This is a genomic window from Enterobacter cloacae complex sp. P12RS, from assembly GCF_014895875.1.
In the GTDB taxonomy this organism is placed as follows: domain Bacteria; phylum Pseudomonadota; class Gammaproteobacteria; order Enterobacterales; family Enterobacteriaceae; genus Enterobacter; species Enterobacter bugandensis.
Genome location: NZ_JADBQO010000009.1, coordinates 111,341 through 133,026, shown reverse-complemented (window position 1 = coordinate 133,026; position 21,686 = coordinate 111,341). Strand labels below are relative to the sequence as shown.

The 21,686-nt window shown below is 56.2% G+C and carries 19 protein-coding genes, 1 tRNA gene and 1 pseudogene; 10 read left to right on the top strand and 11 right to left on the bottom strand.

The features are described 5' to 3' along the window. Positions 1–107: 107 nt before the first annotated feature. Positions 108–830 (bottom strand): UDP-2,3-diacylglucosamine diphosphatase, encoded by a 723-nt coding sequence (gene lpxH, locus IM284_RS07280; protein ID WP_047367637.1) that lies wholly within the window; start codon positions 828–830, stop codon positions 108–110. Between the two features lie 3 nt (positions 831–833). Further along, positions 834–1,328, bottom strand: a complete 495-nt coding sequence (gene ppiB, locus IM284_RS07275; protein WP_000256009.1) for a peptidylprolyl isomerase B — start codon at positions 1,326–1,328, stop codon at positions 834–836. A 175-nt stretch (positions 1,329–1,503) separates the two neighbouring features. On the opposite strand from ppiB, the gene cysS reads away from it, so the two are divergent. Next, positions 1,504–2,889 (top strand): cysteine--tRNA ligase, encoded by a 1,386-nt coding sequence (gene cysS / locus IM284_RS07270; protein ID WP_045260709.1) that lies wholly within the window; start codon positions 1,504–1,506, stop codon positions 2,887–2,889. A gap of 42 nt (positions 2,890–2,931) precedes the next feature. On the opposite strand, the gene IM284_RS07265 is transcribed toward cysS, so the two are convergent. The 5 genes from IM284_RS07265 to folD form a co-directional block, all read right to left on the bottom strand. Next, on the bottom strand, positions 2,932–3,453 hold the full coding sequence (locus IM284_RS07265; RefSeq protein WP_028012221.1) for a metal-dependent hydrolase: 522 nt from the start codon (positions 3,451–3,453) through the stop codon (positions 2,932–2,934). 73 nt (positions 3,454–3,526) lie between these two features. Continuing rightward, positions 3,527–4,543 (bottom strand): Mal regulon transcriptional regulator MalI, encoded by a 1,017-nt coding sequence (malI, locus tag IM284_RS07260; protein ID WP_028012222.1) that lies wholly within the window; start codon positions 4,541–4,543, stop codon positions 3,527–3,529. An 83-nt stretch (positions 4,544–4,626) separates the two neighbouring features. After that, on the bottom strand, positions 4,627–6,126 hold the full coding sequence (locus tag IM284_RS07255; protein ID WP_193055760.1) for a PTS transporter subunit EIIC: 1,500 nt from the start codon (positions 6,124–6,126) through the stop codon (positions 4,627–4,629). 223 nt (positions 6,127–6,349) lie between these two features. After that, entirely contained in the window at positions 6,350–6,562 is a 213-nt protein-coding gene (gene ybcJ / locus IM284_RS07250; protein WP_045356450.1) for a ribosome-associated protein YbcJ, read from the bottom strand. A gap of 1 nt (position 6,563) precedes the next feature. Continuing rightward, positions 6,564–7,430: a bifunctional methylenetetrahydrofolate dehydrogenase/methenyltetrahydrofolate cyclohydrolase FolD gene (folD, locus tag IM284_RS07245; RefSeq protein WP_028012225.1), complete on the bottom strand. Its 867-nt coding sequence runs from the start codon at positions 7,428–7,430 to the stop codon at positions 6,564–6,566. A gap of 310 nt (positions 7,431–7,740) precedes the next feature. On the opposite strand from folD, the gene fimA reads away from it, so the two are divergent. The 6 genes from fimA (at position 7,741) to sfmF (ending at position 13,752) form a co-directional block, all read left to right on the top strand. Then, a complete protein-coding gene (gene fimA, locus IM284_RS07240; RefSeq protein ID WP_028012226.1) occupies positions 7,741–8,304 on the top strand; it encodes a type 1 fimbrial major subunit FimA in 564 nt (187 codons plus the stop codon). 68 nt (positions 8,305–8,372) lie between these two features. Then, a complete protein-coding gene (gene fimI / locus IM284_RS07235) occupies positions 8,373–8,918 on the top strand; it encodes a type 1 fimbrial protein subunit FimI (protein WP_028012227.1) in 546 nt (181 codons plus the stop codon). Positions 8,919–8,952: 34 nt separating this feature from the next. Then, on the top strand, positions 8,953–9,645 hold the full coding sequence (gene fimC / locus IM284_RS07230; protein WP_028012228.1) for a type 1 fimbria chaperone FimC: 693 nt from the start codon (positions 8,953–8,955) through the stop codon (positions 9,643–9,645). Between the two features lie 14 nt (positions 9,646–9,659). After that, on the top strand, positions 9,660–12,221 hold the full coding sequence (locus IM284_RS07225; protein ID WP_047367638.1) for a fimbrial biogenesis usher protein: 2,562 nt from the start codon (positions 9,660–9,662) through the stop codon (positions 12,219–12,221). Continuing rightward, entirely contained in the window at positions 12,214–13,221 is a 1,008-nt protein-coding gene (gene fimH / locus IM284_RS23330; RefSeq protein ID WP_041911033.1) for a type 1 fimbria D-mannose specific adhesin FimH, read from the top strand. The genes IM284_RS07225 and fimH overlap by 8 nt, the downstream gene beginning before the upstream one ends. Positions 13,222–13,230: 9 nt before the next feature. Continuing rightward, positions 13,231–13,752 (top strand): fimbria assembly protein, encoded by a 522-nt coding sequence (gene sfmF, locus IM284_RS23325; protein ID WP_028012231.1) that lies wholly within the window; start codon positions 13,231–13,233, stop codon positions 13,750–13,752. A gap of 51 nt (positions 13,753–13,803) precedes the next feature. On the opposite strand, the gene fimZ is transcribed toward sfmF, so the two are convergent. From fimZ to IM284_RS07205, 3 genes are all read right to left on the bottom strand, one after another. After that, positions 13,804–14,436 carry a fimbria biosynthesis transcriptional regulator FimZ gene (fimZ, locus tag IM284_RS07215; RefSeq protein WP_028012232.1) on the bottom strand — a complete coding sequence of 211 codons (633 nt, stop codon included), beginning with the start codon at positions 14,434–14,436 and terminating at the stop codon, positions 13,804–13,806. A gap of 812 nt (positions 14,437–15,248) precedes the next feature. Then, complete coding sequence (locus IM284_RS07210; RefSeq protein WP_028012233.1) at positions 15,249–15,965, bottom strand: response regulator transcription factor; 717 nt, start codon at positions 15,963–15,965, stop codon at positions 15,249–15,251. Positions 15,966–15,989: 24 nt separating this feature from the next. Then, complete coding sequence (locus IM284_RS07205; protein ID WP_047367639.1) at positions 15,990–16,688, bottom strand: EAL domain-containing protein; 699 nt, start codon at positions 16,686–16,688, stop codon at positions 15,990–15,992. A 278-nt stretch (positions 16,689–16,966) separates the two neighbouring features. On the opposite strand from IM284_RS07205, the gene IM284_RS07200 reads away from it, so the two are divergent. Then, positions 16,967–17,043 (top strand) — tRNA-Arg (locus IM284_RS07200). A 15-nt stretch (positions 17,044–17,058) separates the two neighbouring features. On the opposite strand, the pseudogene IM284_RS23320 reads toward IM284_RS07200, so the two are convergent. Then, positions 17,059–17,177, bottom strand: a pseudogene (locus IM284_RS23320) (hypothetical protein); the annotation flags it as partial. Between the two features lie 154 nt (positions 17,178–17,331). Between IM284_RS23320 and IM284_RS07195 the strand changes: the two are divergent. Beyond that, positions 17,332–19,515 carry a TonB-dependent siderophore receptor gene (locus IM284_RS07195; RefSeq protein ID WP_047367640.1) on the top strand — a complete coding sequence of 728 codons (2,184 nt, stop codon included), beginning with the start codon at positions 17,332–17,334 and terminating at the stop codon, positions 19,513–19,515. 127 nt (positions 19,516–19,642) lie between these two features. After that, positions 19,643–21,616 carry a PhoX family phosphatase gene (locus IM284_RS07190; protein WP_047367641.1) on the top strand — a complete coding sequence of 658 codons (1,974 nt, stop codon included), beginning with the start codon at positions 19,643–19,645 and terminating at the stop codon, positions 21,614–21,616. The last annotated feature ends 70 nt before the right edge of the window (positions 21,617–21,686 follow it).

The following is a 21,686-nucleotide window of genomic DNA, read 5'->3' as shown; positions in this document are numbered from 1 at the left end:
TCCTGTGGTGCGAAACACACTGCTTTCGAGGGCACAGAGAATAGCATGTTATACGGGCAAGGAAAACGGTTGCGTGGCTGAGAAATAAGCGAAACGACGAGAAAACGTTAAAACGGAAAAGCGATCAGTTCGACACCTTCCGGGGTGACTTTGACCATCGAACCCTCAGTGTGCCATGCGCCCAATACCACGCGATGGGCCGGTTCACCGTTGGCGCTCAGAGAATGCACGTCAGGGCGATGGGTATGACCGTGGATCAGCCACTGAACGCCATGCTTTTCCATCACGCTCACCACAGCTTGCGGGTTGACGTCCATGATGGTCAGGGATTTACTGCTGTTGGCGGCTTTGCTGCCCGCACGCATTCTGGCGGCGATGCGGTTGCGGATAAACAGCGGCAGGGCAAGGAACATCTTCTGGATCCACGGGGTGTGGACCTTAGCGCGAAACGCCAGGTAGCCGGTATCGTCGGTGCAGAGCGTGTCGCCGTGCATGATCAGCACCTTGCGGCCATAGAGATCGAGCACCTGCTCTTCCGGCAGCAGCGTCATACCGCTTTCGCGGGCATAGCGCTTGCCGAGCAGGAAATCACGATTGCCGTGAATGAAGTAGCAGGGGACGCCGGAATCTACCAGCGTTTTAATGGCGGCAGCCATTTCACGGTGCAGCGGGTTAGGATCGTCGTCGCCAATCCAGGCTTCAAAGAGATCGCCCAGGATGTACAGCGCGTCGGCGCTTTTCGCTTCACCGCGTAAAAAACGCAGAAAACCGGCGGTTATCGCCGGTTCTTCTGTTTGCAGATGCAGGTCCGCAATAAAGAGTGTCGCCACGAATTACTCGCTGACGGTCACGCTTGTAATCACAACGTCTTCTTTAGGAACGTCCTGGTGCATGCCGCTGCGGCCGGTAGAGACGGCTTTGATCTTATCGACCACGTCCATACCTTCAACCACTTCTGCGAACACGCAGTAGCCCCAACCCTGCAGGCTTTCGCCGGAGAAGTTCAGGAAGTCGTTGTCCGCTACGTTGATGAAGAACTGCGCGGTGGCAGAGTGAGGCGCCTGAGTACGGGCCATTGCCAGCGTACCGCGGGTGTTTTTCAGGCCGTTGTTCGCTTCGTTTTTGATCGCCTCTTTGGTCTCTTTCTGGCGCATGCCAGGCTCGAAACCGCCGCCCTGGATCATAAAGCCGTTGATCACGCGGTGGAAAATAGTGTTGTTGTAGAAACCTTCGCGGCAGTAGTCCAGGAAGTTTTTAACTGTTTCAGGCGCTTTGTCATCAAAGGTCTTGATTACGATATCGCCATGATTAGTGTGGAAAGTAACCATTTTTGCATCCTGTTCCGTTATTGTGGTACGTCGACCCGCCTTCGGGTCATATATAGGGGCTTGTTATAGCATAACCACAGGACGCGATCACCTTGCATTGTGTGCTGATCCTATTCCGAATTATGGGTATTATATGGAACAAACAACTCACACACGTGTTTACATGGAATCTTCGATGTTAAAAATCTTTAATACAATGACGCGCCAGAAAGAGGAATTTAAACCTATCCATGCCGGGGAAGTCGGCATGTACGTGTGTGGTATTACGGTTTACGATCTCTGTCATATCGGCCATGGCCGTACTTTTGTCGCGTTCGACGTGGTCTCTCGCTACCTGCGCTTCCTGGGCTATAACCTGAAGTACGTGCGTAACATCACCGACATCGACGACAAAATCATCAAGCGCGCTAATGAAAACGGCGAAAGCTTTGTTGCGCTGGTGGATCGCATGATTGTTGAGATGCACAAAGATTTTGATGCCCTCAATATTCTGCGTCCGGACAGCGAGCCGCGTGCGACCCACCATATCCACGAAATTATCGAGATCACCGAAAAGCTGATCGAACGCGGTCACGCCTATGTGGCAGACAACGGCGACGTGATGTTCTCCGTCCCGACGGACCCAACCTACGGCGCGCTTTCCCGTCAGGACCTGGACCAGCTGCAGGCCGGCGCGCGCGTGGACGTGGTTGACGTGAAGCGTAACCCGATGGACTTCGTGCTATGGAAGATGTCCAAAGAGGGTGAACCAAGCTGGCCATCCCCGTGGGGCGAAGGCCGTCCGGGCTGGCACATTGAATGTTCAGCGATGAACTGCAAGCAGCTGGGCAACCATTTCGACATTCACGGCGGCGGTTCGGATCTGATGTTCCCGCACCACGAAAACGAAATTGCGCAGTCCACCTGTGCCCACGGCGGCGAGTACGTTAACTACTGGATGCACTCCGGGATGGTGATGGTTGACCGCGAGAAGATGTCGAAATCGCTGGGCAACTTCTTCACCGTGCGCGACGTGCTGAAGTATTACGATGCGGAAACCGTGCGCTACTTCCTGATGTCTGGCCACTATCGTAGCCAGCTGAACTACAGCGAAGAGAACCTGAAGCAGGCGCGCTCGGCGCTGGAGCGTCTGTACACCGCGCTGCGCGGCACCGACAAATCTGTGCCTGCGGCGGGCGGCGAGGCATTCGAAGCGCGCTTCGTTGAGGTGATGAACGACGACTTCAACACCCCGGAAGCCTACTCCGTACTGTTCGACATGGCGCGTGAGGTGAACCGACTGAAGTCAGAGGACATGGCAGCGGCGAATGCGCTGGCGTCCCATCTGCGTAAGCTCTCTTCCGTGCTCGGCCTGCTGGAGCAGGAGCCGGACGCGTTCCTGCAGAGCGGCGCGCAGGCGGATGACGGTGAAGTGGCGGAAATTGAAGCGCTGATCAAGGCGCGTCTGGAAGCGCGTCAGGCCAAAGACTGGGCGGCGGCGGATGCGGCGCGTAACCGTCTGACCGAGATGGGCATCATTCTGGAAGACGGCCCGCAGGGGACGACCTGGCGTCGTAAGTAAGTCTGTAACGCCCGGTGGCGCTAACGCTTACCGGGCCTACTTTTACCTTCTTTTCCACCACAACATCCCCATCAGCACCACCCCCGGCAGCCACACCCACAGCAGTTCCGAGATAATGACCTCATGCCCGTACGGCGTGGCGTAGCGCGACAGCGCAAACGGCGCGACCTTAATCACCTGCCACGGCGCAAAGAAGCGCTCGTCTGACCACGGCCACAGCCAGCCGACGCCTTTTCCGCCGGTGGTAACGGAATCCAGCAGGCTGTGCGACAGCAGTGAAACGGTTAAGAACAGCCAGCAGCGCGTCAGGCTGGCCCGGAACCATCGTCGGCCAATCAGCACGCAGAGTATCGGTACCGCAAAGGCAAACAGCAGCGAATGGGTAAAGCCGCGGTGGCCGAAAATATTCCCGTAGGCGACGCCGAATTTGAACGCCAGCACGTCGGCGTCCGGCAGCATGGCGAGCACGATCCCGGCAAACAGCAGGCGGGGAGGGATGACTTTCGTTCCCAGACCTAAGCCCAGGCAAAGGGGAACAGCAGCGTGAGTGATAACGGTAGGCATTGCAATTATCCATGGCAAATCACGGCAATATAGCAGCGAATCCGCTGCAGCAAACCTGTGTCAAATTCTGATTTTACGCCGACTCGCGGGCGATAAGCTGCCCGGACAGCGTAATGCGCTGGGTTTGCAGATCCGGCTCCTTCAGCTTGCGGATAATCAGCCCCGCCGCCTGTCGTCCTGTTTCATCGCTGGCCGAAGAGACATAGGTGAAGGAAGGGGAGGTGAGGTTGACGTGGAGCATATCTTCAAAACCGATCAGCGCCACCTGCTGGGTCAGGAACACGTCTTTCCCCACGGTGCGGCCCACCTGGTGAATGCCGGAAATGGAGCCGATCATCGCATCCGGGGAGTGGCAAAGCAGGGCGGTGATGGAGCTGTTTTTCTCCAGCAGCTGGCGCGTTGCCATCGCGGCGGCCTGGGTGTCGTCGCTGCAGGCCGGTGAATAATCATCGCGCCAGACCAGCCCGTTTTGCGTCATCGCGCTGCGAAAGCCGAGCAGGCGCTGCTCGCGGATAAGACAGCCCTCGCGCCCGCCAATGTAGGCGATCGTGCGGTGTCCGCGTTCGATAAGATAGCGTGCGGCAAGGTTCGCTGCCTGGCGATTATCGCGCATGACCAGATTGCATTTTTCGTCCAGCAGAGACTGCGAGACCGCCACCAGCGGCAGCGGGCACTGGCGGATCTGCTCCGGTAAAGCGGCGTTACGGGTGTCAGACGCCAGATAAATAACGCCCGCGACGCCCTGCTGCTTAAACGACAGCAGGGTCCGTTCCAGATGTTCCTGGTCGTTCAGCGGCTGGCCGAGAAACACCATATAACCCTGCTTCTCCAGCTCCTGAACGATGCTCGCCATCACCTTGATGGAAAAGCTGTCGCTGAAGTCACGCAGGATCAGGCCGATAAGATTGGAGGTGTTGGCGCGGAGGTTGGCAGCGGCAACGTTATGAACATAGCCCAGCGTCGTGATGGCGGCATTGACCTTCTCGATCGTCGCCTCTGAGATTTTCCCTTTCTGACGTAGCACCAGCGACACGGTAGAGACCGAGACGCCCGCGTGCTTTGCGACATCAATGATGCTGACTTTCTTCAAAACCGCTCCCTGAAATTTACCGATTATCAGCCGGATAAAACACGTCTCCCAGCGTACAGGAGACGTGTCGTTCAGGCATCTTATTATTTGCCGATCATGGTGGACATGGTCTGGGCGATAAACTGTGCTCTGGCACCGAAAATCACCTGGATCCCGTTGTCGCCGACGAAGACCACGCCGCGCGCGCCGAGCCCGTTCAGTCCGTCCCTGTCCACCGCATCGCTCTTCGCCACTTCCAGACGCAGGCGGGTGATGCAGGAGCCCACGGAGTCAATGTTCTGCGCGCCGCCCAGCAAGCCGATGATTTCGGTGGCAAGTTCGGAATCGGACTTGTCATTCGCGCTGGCGGTCACCTCCGTACGGCCCGGCGTTTTCACGTCGAAACGACGGATCACGAAGCGGAACGTGAAGTAGTAAATCAGCGCCATCGGAATGCCGATGATAATGGCACTCAGGAAGTTGGTCTGATAGCCGTTAAACGACGGCAGGATCCCGAACGACAGGTAGTCGATAAAGCCCGCCGAGAACGATTTGGCGATATGCGCGTGCAGCAGGTACATGGTCATGTACGCCAGGCCCGCCATGATGGCGTTGAAGACGTACAGAATCGGCGCCACGAAGATAAAGGTGAACTCTACCGGCTCGGTGATCCCCGTCAGGAAGCAGGTGAGGGCAGCGGAGAAGAGAATACCGGCCGCGATTTTCTTATTCTTCGTATGCGCTTCGTGGTACATCGCCAGGCATGCAGCAGGCAGCGCGAACAGCATCAGCGGGAACTCGCCCTGCATGAACTTACCGGCGTTCTGGTAGGTGTCGCTGCTGAAGGATTTCACCCCCTCTTCGAGCATCTTGAACCAGATGGTCTGGTCACCGTGGATCACCTGGCCCGCCTGGGTGGTGTAATCCCCGAACGAATACCAGAAGGACGGATACCAGATGTGGTGCAGGCCGAGCGGGATCAGCGCGCGCTCCACCAGCCCGAAGATAAAGGTTGATGCCGCCTGGTTATCACCGTTTAGGATCACGGAGAGTGCGTCGATACCGGCCTGAATATGCTGCCAGACGTACGGCAGCAGCAGCCCCATCAGGAAAGAGAGGAACGCCGTGGCGATCGCCACAAAGCGCTTCCCGGAGAAGAAGCCGAGGAACTCCGGCAGCTGCATGGTGTGGAAGCGGTTGTAGCACCAGGCTGCGAGAATGCCGCAGATAAGCCCGCCGAAGACGCCCATCTGCAGCGTCGGGATGCCGACCACCATGGCATATTTTCCGCCCTGTGAGGCCATTTCCGGCGTAATGCTTAATACGGTACTGATGGTGATGTTAGTGACAAACACCGACACCGCCGCCGAGAGTGCTGCAATACCGGATTCCGAGGCCAGACCGACAGCAGAGCCGATGGCAAACAGCATCGGCAGGTTATCAAAGATAACCCCGCCGGCGTTCATCATTAGCGGCAGGTGGAACTTATCGCCGAAGGCCAGCAGCAGGCCCGCAGCGGGAAGCAGTGAAATTGGCAGCATTAAGGCGCGACCAATCATCGATAACTTAGACAGCGATTTAACAAACCCTGATATCAGACTCATGCTGATTTCCCCCGAGTAGCGCTTTTTAAGCGCTGTTATTGTAAGTAGAACGTTTTAGTAGAACGTTCTACTTATCGTGGGGAAAGAGTGAAAAACGCGCAACTGAAATCTCACCTTTCAACAGATGAAATAGTGATTATTTGAAGTTGATCGATAAATAACCGTGATGGATATGGGGGGATTTTTGATCCCCTCTCCCCTTTGGGGAGAGGGTGAGGAGGACTCAGGCCGTCACGGTCACGCTCTGCCCTTCAAAGCTCACGGTCTGGCCGGCGACAATTTTGCAGCGCTTGCGGGTTTCCACCACGCCGTCGACTAAAACCCGCCCGTCGGCGATAACGATTTTCGCCTGCGCGCCGCTTTCGCTCCAGCCTTCCAGCTTGAGCAGATCGCACAGCTCAACGTGCGGGTGTTTGCCTAATGAAAATGTGGCCATCTTATGCTTCCTCTACATCGTGGTACTCTTCGCATGCCTGCAAAGTATTCTGAATCAGTGTTGCTACAGTCATCGGGCCAACGCCGCCCGGCACTGGTGTAATGTAAGAGGCGCGAGCCGCTGCATCTTCGTACACCACGTCGCCGACCACTTTGCCGTTTTCCAGACGGTTAATCCCGACGTCCACGACAATCGCGCCCTCTTTGATCCACTCGCCTGGAATAAAGCCCGGCTTGCCGACCGCGACGATCAGCAGATCGGCGTTTTCAACGTGGTGACGCAGGTTTTTGGTAAAGCGGTGGGTCACGGTGGTGGTGCAGCCGGCCAGCAGCAGCTCCATGCTCATCGGACGGCCCACGATATTGGACGCGCCGATGACCACGGCGTTCAGGCCATAGGTGTCGATGTTATAACGCTCCAACAGCGTCACGATGCCGCGCGGGGTGCACGGGCGCAGACGCGGCGCGCGCTGGCACAGGCGGCCCACGTTGTACGGATGGAAACCGTCGACGTCTTTATCCGGCGCGATACGCTCCAGTACCTTCACGTTGTCGATGCCCGCAGGCAGCGGCAGCTGAACCAGAATGCCGTCGATCTCTTTATCGGCATTCAGGGTGTCAATAAGTTCCAGCAGTTCCGCTTCGCTGGTGGTTTCCGGCAAATCGTAAGAGCGGGAGACGAACCCCACCTCTTCACACGCTTTGCGTTTGCTGCCGACATAAATCTGTGATGCCGGGTTGCTGCCAACCAGCACAACGGCCAGCCCGGGAGCGCGTTTTCCGGCGGCTTTACGCGCCTTCACTTTTTCCGCGACCTCAGAGCGCACCTGCTGCGCAATCGTTTTACCGTCAATAATCTTTGCTGCCATCAGAGAGAAGATTCCGTCTGTAACGTTTGAAAGGGGGGATTGCCTGTATTTTGTCAGAAGCGAGCGCCGCTGTCAGTCACCCTTTACGAGTTTTCATCCGTGAGGCGCAAAAACCCTTCTTAAGGGATGGTCAATTTCTTAGACGGGATTAGGATGTGACCTGGCGAAATGGCAGTGTTTTGACATATTTAAAAATTACATCCTGAGCTACTTTGTCTCCTCCGAAATAAGTTTTCAATTATGCAATTGAACGTATTTCTTATTCCCGATTTTTCGCGGGAAGGGTTATTTACATTTTAAAGGAATAGACATGAAACTCAGCAACATTGCTTCTTCTGTTATTGCAACACTGGCCCTGGTCGCGGGTGCCGCTAATGCAGCCGATCCCGTTACGCCGGTTACCGTAAATGGCGGTACCGTGCATTTTAAAGGTGAACTGGTTAATGCTGCTTGTTCAGTAAATACCGATTCTTCCGAGCAGACGGTTAATCTCGGTCAGTATCGTACCGCGAAATTCACCAAAGTGGGCGACACCACCTCTAATATTCCGTTCAACATTGAACTGAATGACTGCGATCCGCTGGTTGCGAAAACCGCTGCCGTTGCTTTCACCGGCCAGATCGACGCGACCGACAAAACCCTGCTGGCCGTGACGTCCGGTAACAACGACAACACCGCGAAAGGCGTGGGTATCGAGATCCTCGACAGCAAATCTAGCGTGCTGACCCCGGACGGTGCCACCTTCTCTGCCGCGAAAGACCTGATTAAAGGGACTAACACCCTGCAATTCACCGCGCGCTACAAATCAACGGCTGCAACCACCGAGCCAGGCCAGGCGAACGCTGACGCCACCTTCGTAATGAAATACGAATAATACCCTCGCACAGGGATGTTCAGGCCTCAGGGACGAGGCCCGTCATACGCTACTGCCAGGAACGAAGGATGACAAGGACTGGAACACTACTGCTGTTAACCCTTGCGATGGCCTGCCCGGCATCGGCGCATACCGTGGTGATCGAAGGCGGTAAGGTGCATCTTCGTGGGGAGTTGGTAAACGGCGGCTGCGCCGTGGCGCCCGACAGCCAGAATATGCGCATCGACATGGGGCAGTACCGAACCAATTCATTTTCCGGTGTGGGCAGCTTTTCAACGGTTAATGTGCCGTTCACCGTGCGGCTGCTGGACTGCAGCGTGGATGTCTCCCGCATCGTGGGGATCCAGTTTCAGGGCGTGACGCCCGCGGAAGATCCGCAGGTTTTTCTGGCGACATCGCGGCCAGGTGAAACGCCTGTCAGCAGCGGCGTAGGGCTGGCGCTTTTTGATGAGCAGCAGCGTCAGATTATCCCGAATGCGACGGCCGTCAGCTGGTTGCCCGTGAATACCAGCGAGCTCGCATTTCATTTTAGCGCCCGCTATCGCGCTATTTCCGAACACCTCGTGCCAGGCAATATTCAGTCGGATGTCTGGTTTACGTTGATTTATCCATAACACCTGCGAACACATTATTAAAGGTACGGTTTTGATGAATATGCTAATTAAACCAGGACTGCTTTTATCGTTTATTTTAATGATGGTTTCTGCTTGCGCGAATGCTTCCGGCGGTATTGCGCTGGGGGCCACGCGCGTTATTTATCCGGCGGATGCGAAGCAAACGTCGCTGGCGATCACCAACAGCAATAAACAAGAACGCTACTTAATTAACGCGTGGATCGAAAATGCCAGCGGGCAAAAGGAAAAAACCTTTGCCGTCACGCCGCCGCTGTTCGTTAGCGAGCCGGACAGCGAAAACACGCTGCGTATTATTTACGCCGGGCCCGCGCTGCCCGCCGATCGCGAATCGCTCTTTTACATGAACGTGAAGGCGATCCCGTCAGTGAACAAAGCGAAAACAGAAAACAATAACGTGCTGCAGCTGGCGATCCTTTCGCGCATCAAGCTGTTTGTGCGCCCGAATAACCTGGCGATGCAGCCGGATGAGGCGCTTTCCCAGCTGCGCTTTGAGCGCGTGGGGAACCATCTCAAAGTCAGCAACGCCTCGCCCTATTACATCACTCTGGTCAACCTGAAGCTGGGCGGTCAGACGCTGGAAAACCTGATGGTCGCGCCGAAAAACTCGGCTCAGCAGGTGCTGCCCGCCGGGGCCGGCGGTACGCTCTCCTGGCAGAGCGTGAATGACTACGGCGCCATTACACCGGCGCGCAGCGTCAACCTGTGAGCAGAGTCAGGGCGATGAAAAACCACCAGGGACGTTACTGCCCGGTTGCACTGGCGCTGATGGCCGCGCTCTGGCCGCAGGCTGGCTGGAGCGAAAGCTACTTCAACCCGGCCTTCTTATCCGACGACACCGCCAGCGTGGCGGATTTGTCGCGTTTTGAACAGGGGCACCAGCAGGCACCCGGCATCTATCGCGTGGATATCTGGCGTAACGATGAGTTTATCGGCACCCAGGACGTGCGTTTTGAACAGGCCGAGAACACGCCGCCGGTGGCGGGCGGCCTGTCACCGTGCATTACGCGCGCGATGCTCGATCGCTTTGGCGTCAACGTTGCCGCATTTCCCGAGCTGGCGAAGGTGCAGGGTGAAACGTGCGTTCCATTGACCACGGCCATTCCCGGCAGCGAAACGGTATTTAACTTTGCTTCACAGCGCCTGAACGTCAGCCTGCCGCAGGTGGCAATGCAAAACAGCGCGCGCGGCTATATTCCGCCTGAACAGTGGGATGAAGGCATTCCCGCCGCGCTGGTGAACTACAGCTTTACGGGCAACCGGGGAAGCGAAGACGACAGCTATTACCTGAACCTGCAGAGCGGGCTGAACTATGGCGCCTGGCGTTTACGCAACAACGGCGCATGGCGCTACACGCAAAATAACGGGAAGCGGCGCAGCGAGTGGCAGAATATTGGCACCTGGGCGCAGCGCACCGTTATCCCACTGAAAAGTGAGCTGGTGCTGGGCGACAGCAACACCGGGAATGACGTTTTCGACAGCGTCGGTTTTCGCGGCGGGCGGCTCTATTCGTCTGACAGCATGTACCCCGACAGCCTGCAGGGTTACGCGCCGACCGTGCGCGGTATTGCCCGTACGCCTGCCAAAGTGGTGGTTCGCCAGAACGGCTACGTTATCTATCAAAGCTACGTCCAGCCCGGCGCGTTCGCCATTACCGATCTTAACCCGACCTCCTCCAGCGGTGACCTTGACGTCACGGTGGAAGAGAAAGACGGCAGCCAGCAGCGCTACACCGTGCCGTACTCCACCGTGCCGCTCCTGCAGCGTGAAGGGCGCTGGAAATATGACCTCGTGGCGGGGGATTACCGCAGCGGTAACAGCGACCAGGATACACCGTTCTTCGCCCAGGGCACCCTGATTACCGGCCTTGCTAACGGCTTTACGCTCTATGGCGGCACCCAGCTGGCGTCACGCTATACCGCAGTGGCCGTCGGTGCCGGGAAAAACCTCGGTGACTGGGGCGCAGTCTCCGTCGATATCACCCACGCCCGCAGCCAGCTCGCGGACGACAGCAAACATGAAGGTCAGTCCCTGCGTTTTCTGTATGCAAAATCGCTGAACGGGTTTGGCACCAACTTCCAGCTGCTGGGCTACCGCTACTCAACGAAGGGGTTTTACACCCTGGACGACGTCGCCTGGCGCTCAATGGAGGGCTACCAGTATGCCGATAGCCAGGACGATAACGATGTGCCGGACGTGCAGAGCTATCACAACCTGACGTGGAATAAAAAAGGCCGCTTCCAGCTCAACATTTCCCAGTCGCTGGGGGATTACGGCTCGGTCTATATCTCCGGGAGCGAGCAAACCTACTGGGGGACGGACGAAACGAACCTCTGGTATCAGTTGGGCTACGCGGGGGGCGTGAAGGGGATCAATTACTCCCTGTCATGGTCGTGGAACAAATCCGTCGGGATCGACGGTACCGACCGGATCGCGTCGTTTAACGTCTCCGTGCCGTTTAGCCTCTTTACCCGCCAGGGCTATCGCCGGGACAGCGCGATCGATCGCGCCTATGCCACCGCATCCGCCAGCCGAAACAGCGATGGCGACACGAGCTGGCAAACCGGCGTCAGCGGCACGCTGCTTGAGGACCGCAACCTGAACTACAGCGTGACCCAGGGACACGCCAGCACCAACGGCTCAAGCGGAAGCGCCAGCGCCAACTGGCAGGCAACCTACGGCACGCTGGGCGTGGGCTACAACTATTCCCGCGATCAGCACGATCTCAACTGGCAGCTCTCCGGCGGGGTGGTTGGCCATTCAGACGGCGTGACCTTCAGCCAGCCGCTGGGCGATACCAACGTGCTGATTAAGGCGCCGGGGGCATCAGGCGTCAGCGTGGAAAACCAGACCGGCGTGAAGACCGACTGGCGAGGCTACGCGGTCATGCCGTATGCCACCGTCTACCGCTACAACCGCGTGGCGCTGGATACCAATACTATGAGCAACAACACCGACATCGAAAACAACGTGAGCAGCGTGGTGCCGACCAAAGGCGCGCTGGTCCGCGCCAGCTTTGATACCCGCATTGGCGTGCGCGCCCTGCTGACGGTAACGCACGGCAACCAGCCGGTGCCGTTCGGCGCCGTGGTGCGCGAAACCCAGAGCGGCGTGACCAGCATGGTGGGGGATGACGGGCAAATTTACCTGAGTGGGCTGCCGTTGGAAGGCGAACTGCTGGTCCAGTGGGGTAACGGGGCGCAGTCCCAGTGCCGTGCGCCTTACAGCTTGCCTGAAAAGAGCCTGCAACAGGCGATCACACTTAAGGGGATCCGCTGTGATTAAAATCCATATCTTTGCCTTGTCGCTTCTGGCACTCCTGCCCGCGACAAACGCGTTAGCCACCGTGTGCGTCAATGAAAAGGGCGTGCCGACGGAGGTGCATTACGACCTGACGGATAAATTCAACAGCTCGAATAACCAGGTTGGGCAGGTTGTCACCCTCAGCGAGAAATCGCAGTGGGTGGGGGTAAACGCCGTCTGCCCGAAGGGCACCGTCGGGAATACCACCAAGCGCAGCTACGTGACGGATTACCCGATCACCGGGACCAGCGATGGCTATCAGTATCTGAAGCTTAACGACTATCTGGACGGGGCGATGAAGATCACGGATAGCTATGCTGGCGCGTTTTATCCACCCAAAAACTATATCCAGATGGGGAGCCATCCGAACGTTTCAAAAAACAAACCGTTTGGCGTGCAGGATTCCAGCCTTATTTTCCGTCTTAAGGTGACCCGACGCTTTATCAATATGGTGGTGATCCCGCGTGCCACCATGTTCCGCGTTTACGTCACTACCACCTCCTCCGATCCGTTGACCACGCCGGTCTACACCATCAGCTACAGCGGAACCATTCAGGTGCCGCAGAGCTGCGCCATCAACGCCGGCAATGTGGTTGAATTTGATTTCGGCGACATTGGCGCCTCCCTGTTCAGCAAGGCGGGCGTGGGTAACAAGCCGGAGGGCGTCTCATCGCAAAGCAAAACCATCGCGATTAAATGCACCAACGTGGAGGCAAACGCTATGCTGACGATGCGCGTCGAGGCTGAAAAGGTCTCCAATAATGTGGTGGTGTCGGATAACCCGGATGTGGGGTTTATCATTGCCAACGAGAGCGGTGCGCCGCTCACGCCTAACAACCTGACGAGCAAAATTCCGTTCCGCCTGGACGACAGCGCGCAGGCGCAGGTGGGGATCCGGGTCTGGCCGGTGAGCGTGACGGGCAACAAGCCAGCGGAAGGGCGCTTTACCTCGCGCGGATATTTGCGTGTGGATTACGACTAAGGAGCAGACATGCGAAACGGGATCCGTTTTATCACCGTGGCGCTCTTTGCGCTTTGCACCCAGGCTCAGGCGGAAACCGCATTGGGCGAAATTAATATTCGGCTCTACGGCAATATTGTCGATTTCACCTGCGTGGCAGAGGGTAACGATAGCGACAAAACGGTCACGCTGGGCACCTGGCCCACGAAGCAGCTCAACACCACGGGGAGCCGCACGCAGCCTATGCCCTTCACGCTGAAGCTGACCGGCTGTCCGCCCGGGGCGGCGTCCATTACGTTCTCGGGTAAGGCTGACGGGAGCAATAGCGGGTTGCTGGCGCTGAATGATGCCAGTACAGCGAGCCACGTCGCCGTCGAGATCAGGGATGCGGATAAAACGCGTCTGGCGCTTCAGCAGGCCAGCCAGCCGGTGACGGTTGATGCACAGGGGAATGCGACCCTATCATTTTATGCCAATTATATTGCTACGGCCGATAACCCTCAGCCCGGACGGGCTGATGCGGATGCTACCTTCATGATTAATTATAATTAGCACTGACCGCACTCCCTGCAGCTCGGATAAACTGCAGGGAGTGAATTCAGGTTATAGCAGCTCGTGTGCTTTGGCGTAATCTATTAATTCCACGATGCTTTGTACGCCAAGCTTGGAATAAATATTGGATTTGTGCGCACTGATGGTCTTATTGCTTAACAGTAACTGTTCAGCAATCTCCTTATTGGATAATCCATTCGCCAGATAACGTAATACCGTGACCTCGCGATTCGATAATGGCATATCCGCTGCCATCCCTTTTCCCGAACCCATATGGTTTATAAAATTCAGCGTTTCCGACGGGAAAAAAGAATAACCCATCAGAATCATCTCTACGGCGTTGTAGATCTCACCCAAATCTTTTCGTTTACTGACGAAGCCGTTGGCCCCGGCGCGAATCGCACGACCCGCGTAAAATAACTCTGATTTAGAGGAGAGGAACAGAATCTTGATGTCTTTGTTTAAGTTTCTGATTCTCTTCAGTAAAGCGAAGGCGTCTGTGCCCGTAAGTTCGATGTCAAGGATCACCAAATCGATAGGATGATTGCGAATACAGTCAAGAACTTCATGGCTATCGCCAGACTTAAGCTTGACTGTGATATTTTTATTTTTCTGTAGCAGGACCTCTATCGACATTCTGACGATAGGATGTTCGTCCATAATGATAACGGATGCCGGTTTCATTTTTAATGCCTCAGATTGTTAAAAGCGTTATGCAGAGTTTTGTAAAACTCTCGAAATGCCGGAAGGATATAAAGTGCAGATCCCTATACCGTAGTATTTCCCTGGAAAGAGCGAAAGCATCCTTGTTTACGTAATGAAAAGAACAGTGCCTCAGCGCGGTCATCTCATTTGGCTGGTGTTGGCAAAAAGATTTTTCTTATTCAGATTTGGTACGCATCTTATTATACAGAGTAAGTTTTTTCCGAAAACCCTGTAAATTAGTCTCCGCTTATTGGTTTGTATTATCTTCTGGATCTTAATGGCTATGTTTTTAAATTTAGCGGAAATATCCTGTTATCCCATTTACCGCATCTTTTCATCTTTATGTAATAACAAAAAATAACAGATGTCTCTTTATGTTGCGTAATTGTTAATAAAAAAGGCCGTCGATTCGGATGGCGACCCAGGGTAAAAGAGGCGAAAAAGTGCCCTCGCAAGGTGTCAAACCTTCATCTGAAAGTGCTTAAGGCGCATCAACGTCACGCCATCATCGCGCAGGAGAACATGCTATTCACTTTGCTTTCCGCTCCTGGAGAGTGAAGCGAAGCTGCTTGTTTTTACATCATTATCATCTTATTAACGCCTTCTGCATTCACTTAACGGATGGAGGAAAGTGCTGCCTTTGGTTCATTCTGTGACATTTCACATGGTTCCGAACCATAAATTAGGAATAGTTATAAAATCGAATACTTTGTTAAAATTTAACCATTTCATAACATGCGTGGTAAGTAAATTCCTAAAGCGCTTTAGGAAATAAGAAGTTAGTGCGTAAGTTAAAACGTGCAGTCAGAGAGGTTATTAAGAAGGTGTAACAATTCCTGGCGATGGCTCAGCCCCAGCTTAAGCAGGATGCAGCTAAGACGATAGATAATGCGGCTATAGGGGCGATTCTGCAGAAGGGCAATCTGACGCAGCGTCTTACCGCGGGCAAGCTCCTGCAAAATGGGCCATTCATTGCGGGAAAACCAGTCTTTATCGGACCCCTGCGGTGGGCGGGCATCCATCAGGCTGTGTTGAAGCCCTGCCGCGTTCATCTGACGTTCCAGCACGTGAAAAGGCCCCGCCGCTTTGCAGAAGAGGCGGGTATCATAATTATCTGCCCGGACCAGTAGCCACGGCGTCAGGAAGGGGGGATACAGGCTATGCCTTCTTAACTGATCCAGTTGATCAATCAGCCCGGTGGAACGGCTTTCTACATCCACCACCAGACGCGCTGAAGGCCATTGTGCCTGAGCGCCGAGCGCATCATCCAGTGAGATATAGTCGCAACAGCTGCTCAGGGGAAACTGTCCATTGAGAAAACCGGTGCGCAGAAAATGATCCTCCGTGACCAGAATGATAAACGGAGCGTCGGTTTTTCGGGGCTGGCTGATGGACTGGCTCAAAAACTCGAGCCGGTCGAAAAAGGGGGGAGCAAAAGGTGAGCGCGTAAATCCCAGTGCATCACTTCCTGTACGCCGCCGCCGGTAACGGCGCACTGTCATTCGCATGGTCTCCCTCCTGGAAATGGCTCTTTAATCCTCCGGCCATGTCCAGGACGGCCAGTAATATCCCTGGCCGAGATCTGCGCCTGCCTGCAGTGCCCAGGTGCGATCGCGTTCAGTCTCAATACCTTCGATGAGCACGCTCCCGGCCAGCTGAAAGCAACGTGAAACCAGCTGCCTCAGCGCGGGTGTGGCGCGTAAACGCCAGAATGCGCCCTTATCAATTTTGATGCCGTTCAACGGTAATCGACAAAATAAAAACGGCTGAATGACCGTTTCGTCGATGTCATCCAGCCATATACTGTGCCCCTGTTCCCGGAGTTTCGACAGGTTTTGAATGACGCGCTGCTTCTGTGCGGCAGAGAAAGCCAGAAAGGCAGAGAGATCAACAATCTCGATATTCAGCGGCGTGTTTTTCAGATTGATGAGCCGCTGAAAGGACGCTGGCTCTGTCAGAACGGTTATCGGCAGATTAATAAAAAGATTTTTACCGTGCGGCGTCTTTTTTAGTGCAGCAAGCTGCGCTTCAAGCAGCGTCATTGACCAGCCTGCCGACTGATGGCGGAAAAAATCCTCGCTGTGCTGCGTTTCGGACAGAATGCTAAGCACCTCCACGCCAACCTGACGCTGAGAGGTGAGGGCGACGACAGGCTCCAGTTTGATGCCGACGATGTCCTGAGAAATAAACTGTAACCGGGGGGGCGTATCGAACGGGTTGTGCGCTGTCACTCCATTGTCCTGTTGTCTGTCAGCCTCCAGGCGGCCGGGAAACCTCGCTCTAGTGTGACGAGCCGACGAGCAGGAAAACAGCAGGCGTTACTTAAATGCAACTAAGCCTTTTCGCAGCGCTAAATTTTACGGTGAAACAGCGAGAAATGTTGAGAAAATAGCCGTATTTACAATCGGCTAGCGGTAATTGCCCCCGAAAACGGAAAAGGCATTGACTCACCTGACATTGACCGTATAATTCTTCGCGTTTCACCACCGCGAAGTTCACTCTTCTCAGTGCGCCCTTAGCTCAGTTGGATAGAGCAACGGCCTTCTAAGCCGTAGGTCGTAGGTTCGAATCCTACAGGGCGTGCCATTTAGAAACAGGCACTTAAGCCAGTTTCAAACCAGCCTGATTTTCTCCTTGTGTCGTATTTGCGTCATGGTTGCCAAAATGGCCTCAATTTTCCGTGCATGTGAGCTCAAAGGGTTCAGCGCAAGGTGAGCATCCCCTTTTATCACGCATTAATTTGAGCAGGATCCTGCAGAGATTTGCGCTTGCCAAAGCATAGATAATGCGTATAGTTCTCATTTGCATTGCAACCAATATATTCTAAGGCCCGTCCACGGGCTATTTTTGCGCGCACTTTCAAACGAGTTAACGATGAACAACACCAAAATGCACAAAACGCTGCTGGCGCTCGCCATTGGCGCGGTTACACATTCCGCCTGGGCGGCAGAGGATAAAAAAGAAGACACCATCGTTGTGCAGTCAGCACCTGCCGGTGACTTTAAACCCGGTGGCGACCAGCTGGTGCCGGCCTTCCTTGACGGGCAGGTGGCCAACGGCGGGCGAATGGGGATGCTCGGCCAGCAGAACGCCATGGACGTGCCGTTCAACATCATCAGCTACACCTCAAAGCTGGTGGAAGATCAGCAGGCGAAAACCATTGCTGACGTGGTCGCCAACGACGCGGGCGTGCAGTTTGTGCAGGGTTACGGCAACAGCGCGGAAACCTTCCGCATTCGCGGCCTGAAGTTTGACGGCGACGACATGACCTTCGGTGGCCTCTCCGGCGTGCTGCCGCGTCAGGTGGTGGATGCCCAGATGGTTGACCGCATTGAGATCTTCAAAGGGGCCAACTCCCTGATGAACGGCGCGGCAAGCTCGGGCGTGGGCGGGATGATTAACCTTGAGCCAAAGCATGCCGGGGAAACGCCGCAGGCGAAAGTGGGCGTGGACTACACCTCGGATTCCCAGATTGGCACCACGCTGGATGCGGGGCGTCGCTTTGGCGATAACGACCAGTTTGGCGCGCGCGTGAACCTCTTGCATCGTGAAGGGGAAACCGGCGTACCGAACGACCGCCGCCGCACCACGCTGCTCTCCACCGGCCTGGACTACAAAGGCGACCGCTTCCGCACCTCGCTGGATCTGGGCTATCAGAAAAAAACCTTCCACGGCAGCCCGACCAGCGTCAACATCTCGGCGGTGGATTTTGTGCCTGAACCGCCGAAAAACGATCGTAACTTCTCGCAGAAGTGGGCCTACAGCGATATCGAAAACGAGTTCGGGATGTGGCGCAGCGAGTATGACATCACCGACAGCTGGACCGCCTATACCGGCCTGGGCGCGCAGCACGCGCATGAAGAAGGGATCTACAGCGCGCCGAAGCTGGTGGACAAGAGCGGTAACGCAACGGTCAGCCGTCTGGATACCAACCGCATCAGCGATTCCGTCAGCGGGATGGCGGGCATTCGCGGCAACTTCAACACCGGCTTCGTCTCGCACAAGGTCAACGTGGGGTACTCCGCAATGACCAAAAACGAAAAAATCGCCTGGAAAATGTCGGCGGCGAAGGATAACCCGACCACCAACATCTACCACAACACCGGCGTGGATATGCCGGACAGCACCAACTTCAACGGCTCCGGCGGTAAATACAGCGATCCGCTGACCAGCGGGCGCACCCGCACCCAGGGCTGGCTGCTGAGCGATACCCTGGGCGTGTTTGATGACAAGCTGCTGTTCACCGCCGGCGCACGCCATCAGAAGGTGGTCGTTCGCGGGTATAACAAAATTACCGGCGCAGAGAACGACGCGGACGGTTTCGACGGCAGCCGCTGGATGCCAACCTACGGTGTGGTTTACAAACCGTGGGAAGAAATTTCCCTCTACGCCAACCACACCGAAGCGCTGCAGCCGGGCAAAACCGCACCTAACACCGCCACCAACTACGGCCAGAGCACCGGCATCGTTCACTCTAAGCAGAACGAAGTGGGCGTGAAGGCGGACTTCGGGCGCGTGGGCGGCTCTCTGGCGCTGTTTGAGATTAAAATGCCCTCGGCGATCCTCGATGCTAACAATCACTACGGCCTGGACGCTGAACAGCGCAACCGTGGCGTGGAGCTGAACGTCTTCGGCGAGCCGATGCTCGGGATGCGTCTGAACGCCAGCGCCACCTGGCTGCAGGCGGAGCTAACCAAAACTAAAAACGGCGTGAACCAGGGCAACGATGCAATTGGTATTCCGAACTTCTACGCCGTGCTGGGTGCGGAGTACGACATCAAGCCGGTTGACGGCCTGACAGCGACCGCGCGCGTGAACCACTCCGGCACGCAGTATGCCGACCTCGCGAACACCAAAAAGCTCGACAGCTACACCACGCTGGATCTGGGCATGCGCTATCGCTTCGCGGTGAACCACAACGCAAACCAGATGACCGTGCGCGCGGGCATCGACAACGTGACCAATGAGAACTACTGGGCCAGCGTGGACGATTCCGGCACCTACATCACTCAGGGCGAACCGCGTACCTTTAAGGTCTCGGTTGGCTACGAGTTCTAAGCGTTCCACCTCGTTATCCGGGGCACGGATGCCCCCATCCTTCCGTCATCGTGTTATAAAATTGTAATAAAAGCTTCTTACACTGGTCGCCAACTCTTTACCTCTTGGCCAATGACAGGAAGCCGCTATGGGCAGACCCCTCAAATCCGTTTTTAAAAAAGAACATCGCGACGACATCGCTAACCGCAGCGCAAACCCGGTATTCTCCGAGGTGGCGGAGGTGTTCCTCTCCCGCCGCCGTTTTCTCCAGATGGGGGCCGTTGCGGGGGCCGCCGTATCATTCCCGTTTCTGATCAAACCTGAGAACGCCATTGCCGCGGTATCGAAGCCTTCCGCGCTGGCAAAAGCGGTTTCCCTGGGCTTTACCAGCATCGACGTCTCCACCGAAGATACGGTCAGGGTGCCGGAAGGCTATATTGCCCGCCCGTTCTATCGCTGGGGTGACCCGACGGGGATCAAAAACAACATGCCGGCCTTTAAGCCGGACGCCAGCAACACCACGGACGAACAGGCCGTGCAGGCGGGCATGCACCACGACGGCATGGCGTGGTTTAGCCTGCCGCAGGGGGAGCAAAACCCGGAGCATGGCCTGCTGGCGATGAACCATGAATACATCGACAACGGGATGCTGTTTACCGACGGTACGGCGAACTGGAGCCTCGACAAGGCCCGCAAGGGGCAGAACGCGATGGGCGTCTCGGTGGTGGAAGTGAAAAAAGCGGGCAGAGACTGGCAGGTGGTACGCCCGTCTTCATATGCCCGCCGCATCACCGTCAATACGCCGATGCAGCTTACCGGCCCGGCGCGGCATCAGGACTTAATGAAAACCCCCGCCGACCCGCAGGGGGAGCGCGTGCTGGGCACCATGCAAAACTGCGCCAACGGCCACACGCCGTGGGGCACCTATCTCACCTGCGAGGAGAACTGGTCGGATATTTTTGTCAAAAAAGCCGATCTCAATCCGCTGGAAAAACGCTACGGCATCAGCGACAGCGATGAATCCTACCGCTGGAACGAGGTGGACGAGCGGTTCAGCGTCGATAAAACTCCTAACGAACCCAACCGTTTCGGCTGGGTCGTGGAGATCGATCCCTACGACCCCACCTCCACACCGCGCAAGCACACCGCCCTGGGCCGCTTTAAGCATGAGGGGGCAGCCGTCACGCTCGCCGCCGATAACCGCGTGGTGGTCTACATGGGGGACGATCAGAAGTTTGAGTACATCTATAAGTTTGTCTCGGACAAAAAATACGATCCCGCGAACCGTGAAGCCAATATGCAGCTGCTGACCTCCGGCACGCTGTACGTCGCCAGGTTCAACGAGGACGGGAGCGGAGACTGGCTGCCGCTGATCTTCGGGCAAAATGGCCTGGATAAGAGTAAAGGGTTTGAAAGCCAGGGCGATCTGCTGATTAAAACCCGCCTGGCGGCCGACGCGGTGGGGGCGACCAAAATGGATCGCCCCGAATGGATAGCCGTCGATCCGCACGCCAGCGGCAGCGTCTACTGTACGCTCACCAACAACAGCGATCGCGGGAAAGAGGGGAAAGCGCCGGTGGATGCCGCCAACCCGCGCGCCAACAACGTGTTTGGGCATATCATGCACTGGCACGAAGACGGCGCGGACCCTGCTGCCGCACGCTTTAAGTGGGATATTCTGGTCATGGCCGGACGCACCGACGGCGACGATCCGAAGGCCAAAGGCTCCATGCAGGGCGCGGCATTCGGCAGTCCGGACGGACTCTCTTTCGATCATCAGGGCGTCCTGTGGATCCAGACCGACGTCTCCTCCAGCACCATCAATAAGAAAGCGTACGAGGGAATGGGCAATAACCAGATGGTGGCGACCATTCCGGGCACCAACGAGTATCGCCGTTTCCTGACCGGGCCGCGCGGGTGTGAGATCACCGGCATTGCGTTTACGCCGGATAACCGCACGCTGTTTATAAACATTCAGCACCCAGGGGAGGGCGGGGATGATATTACCGACCCGGCCAATCCGCGCGCCGTCTCTAACTGGCCGGACGCCAGCCCGAACGGACGCCCGCGATCGTCCACGGTGGTGATCGTGAAAGCGGACGGCGGAATTATCGGGTCGTGACGTTTATCCGCCGGGCGCACGCGCTGGCCCGGCGTTAAGCTTGCTACCACCAGCATGAAGTGTTAAAACG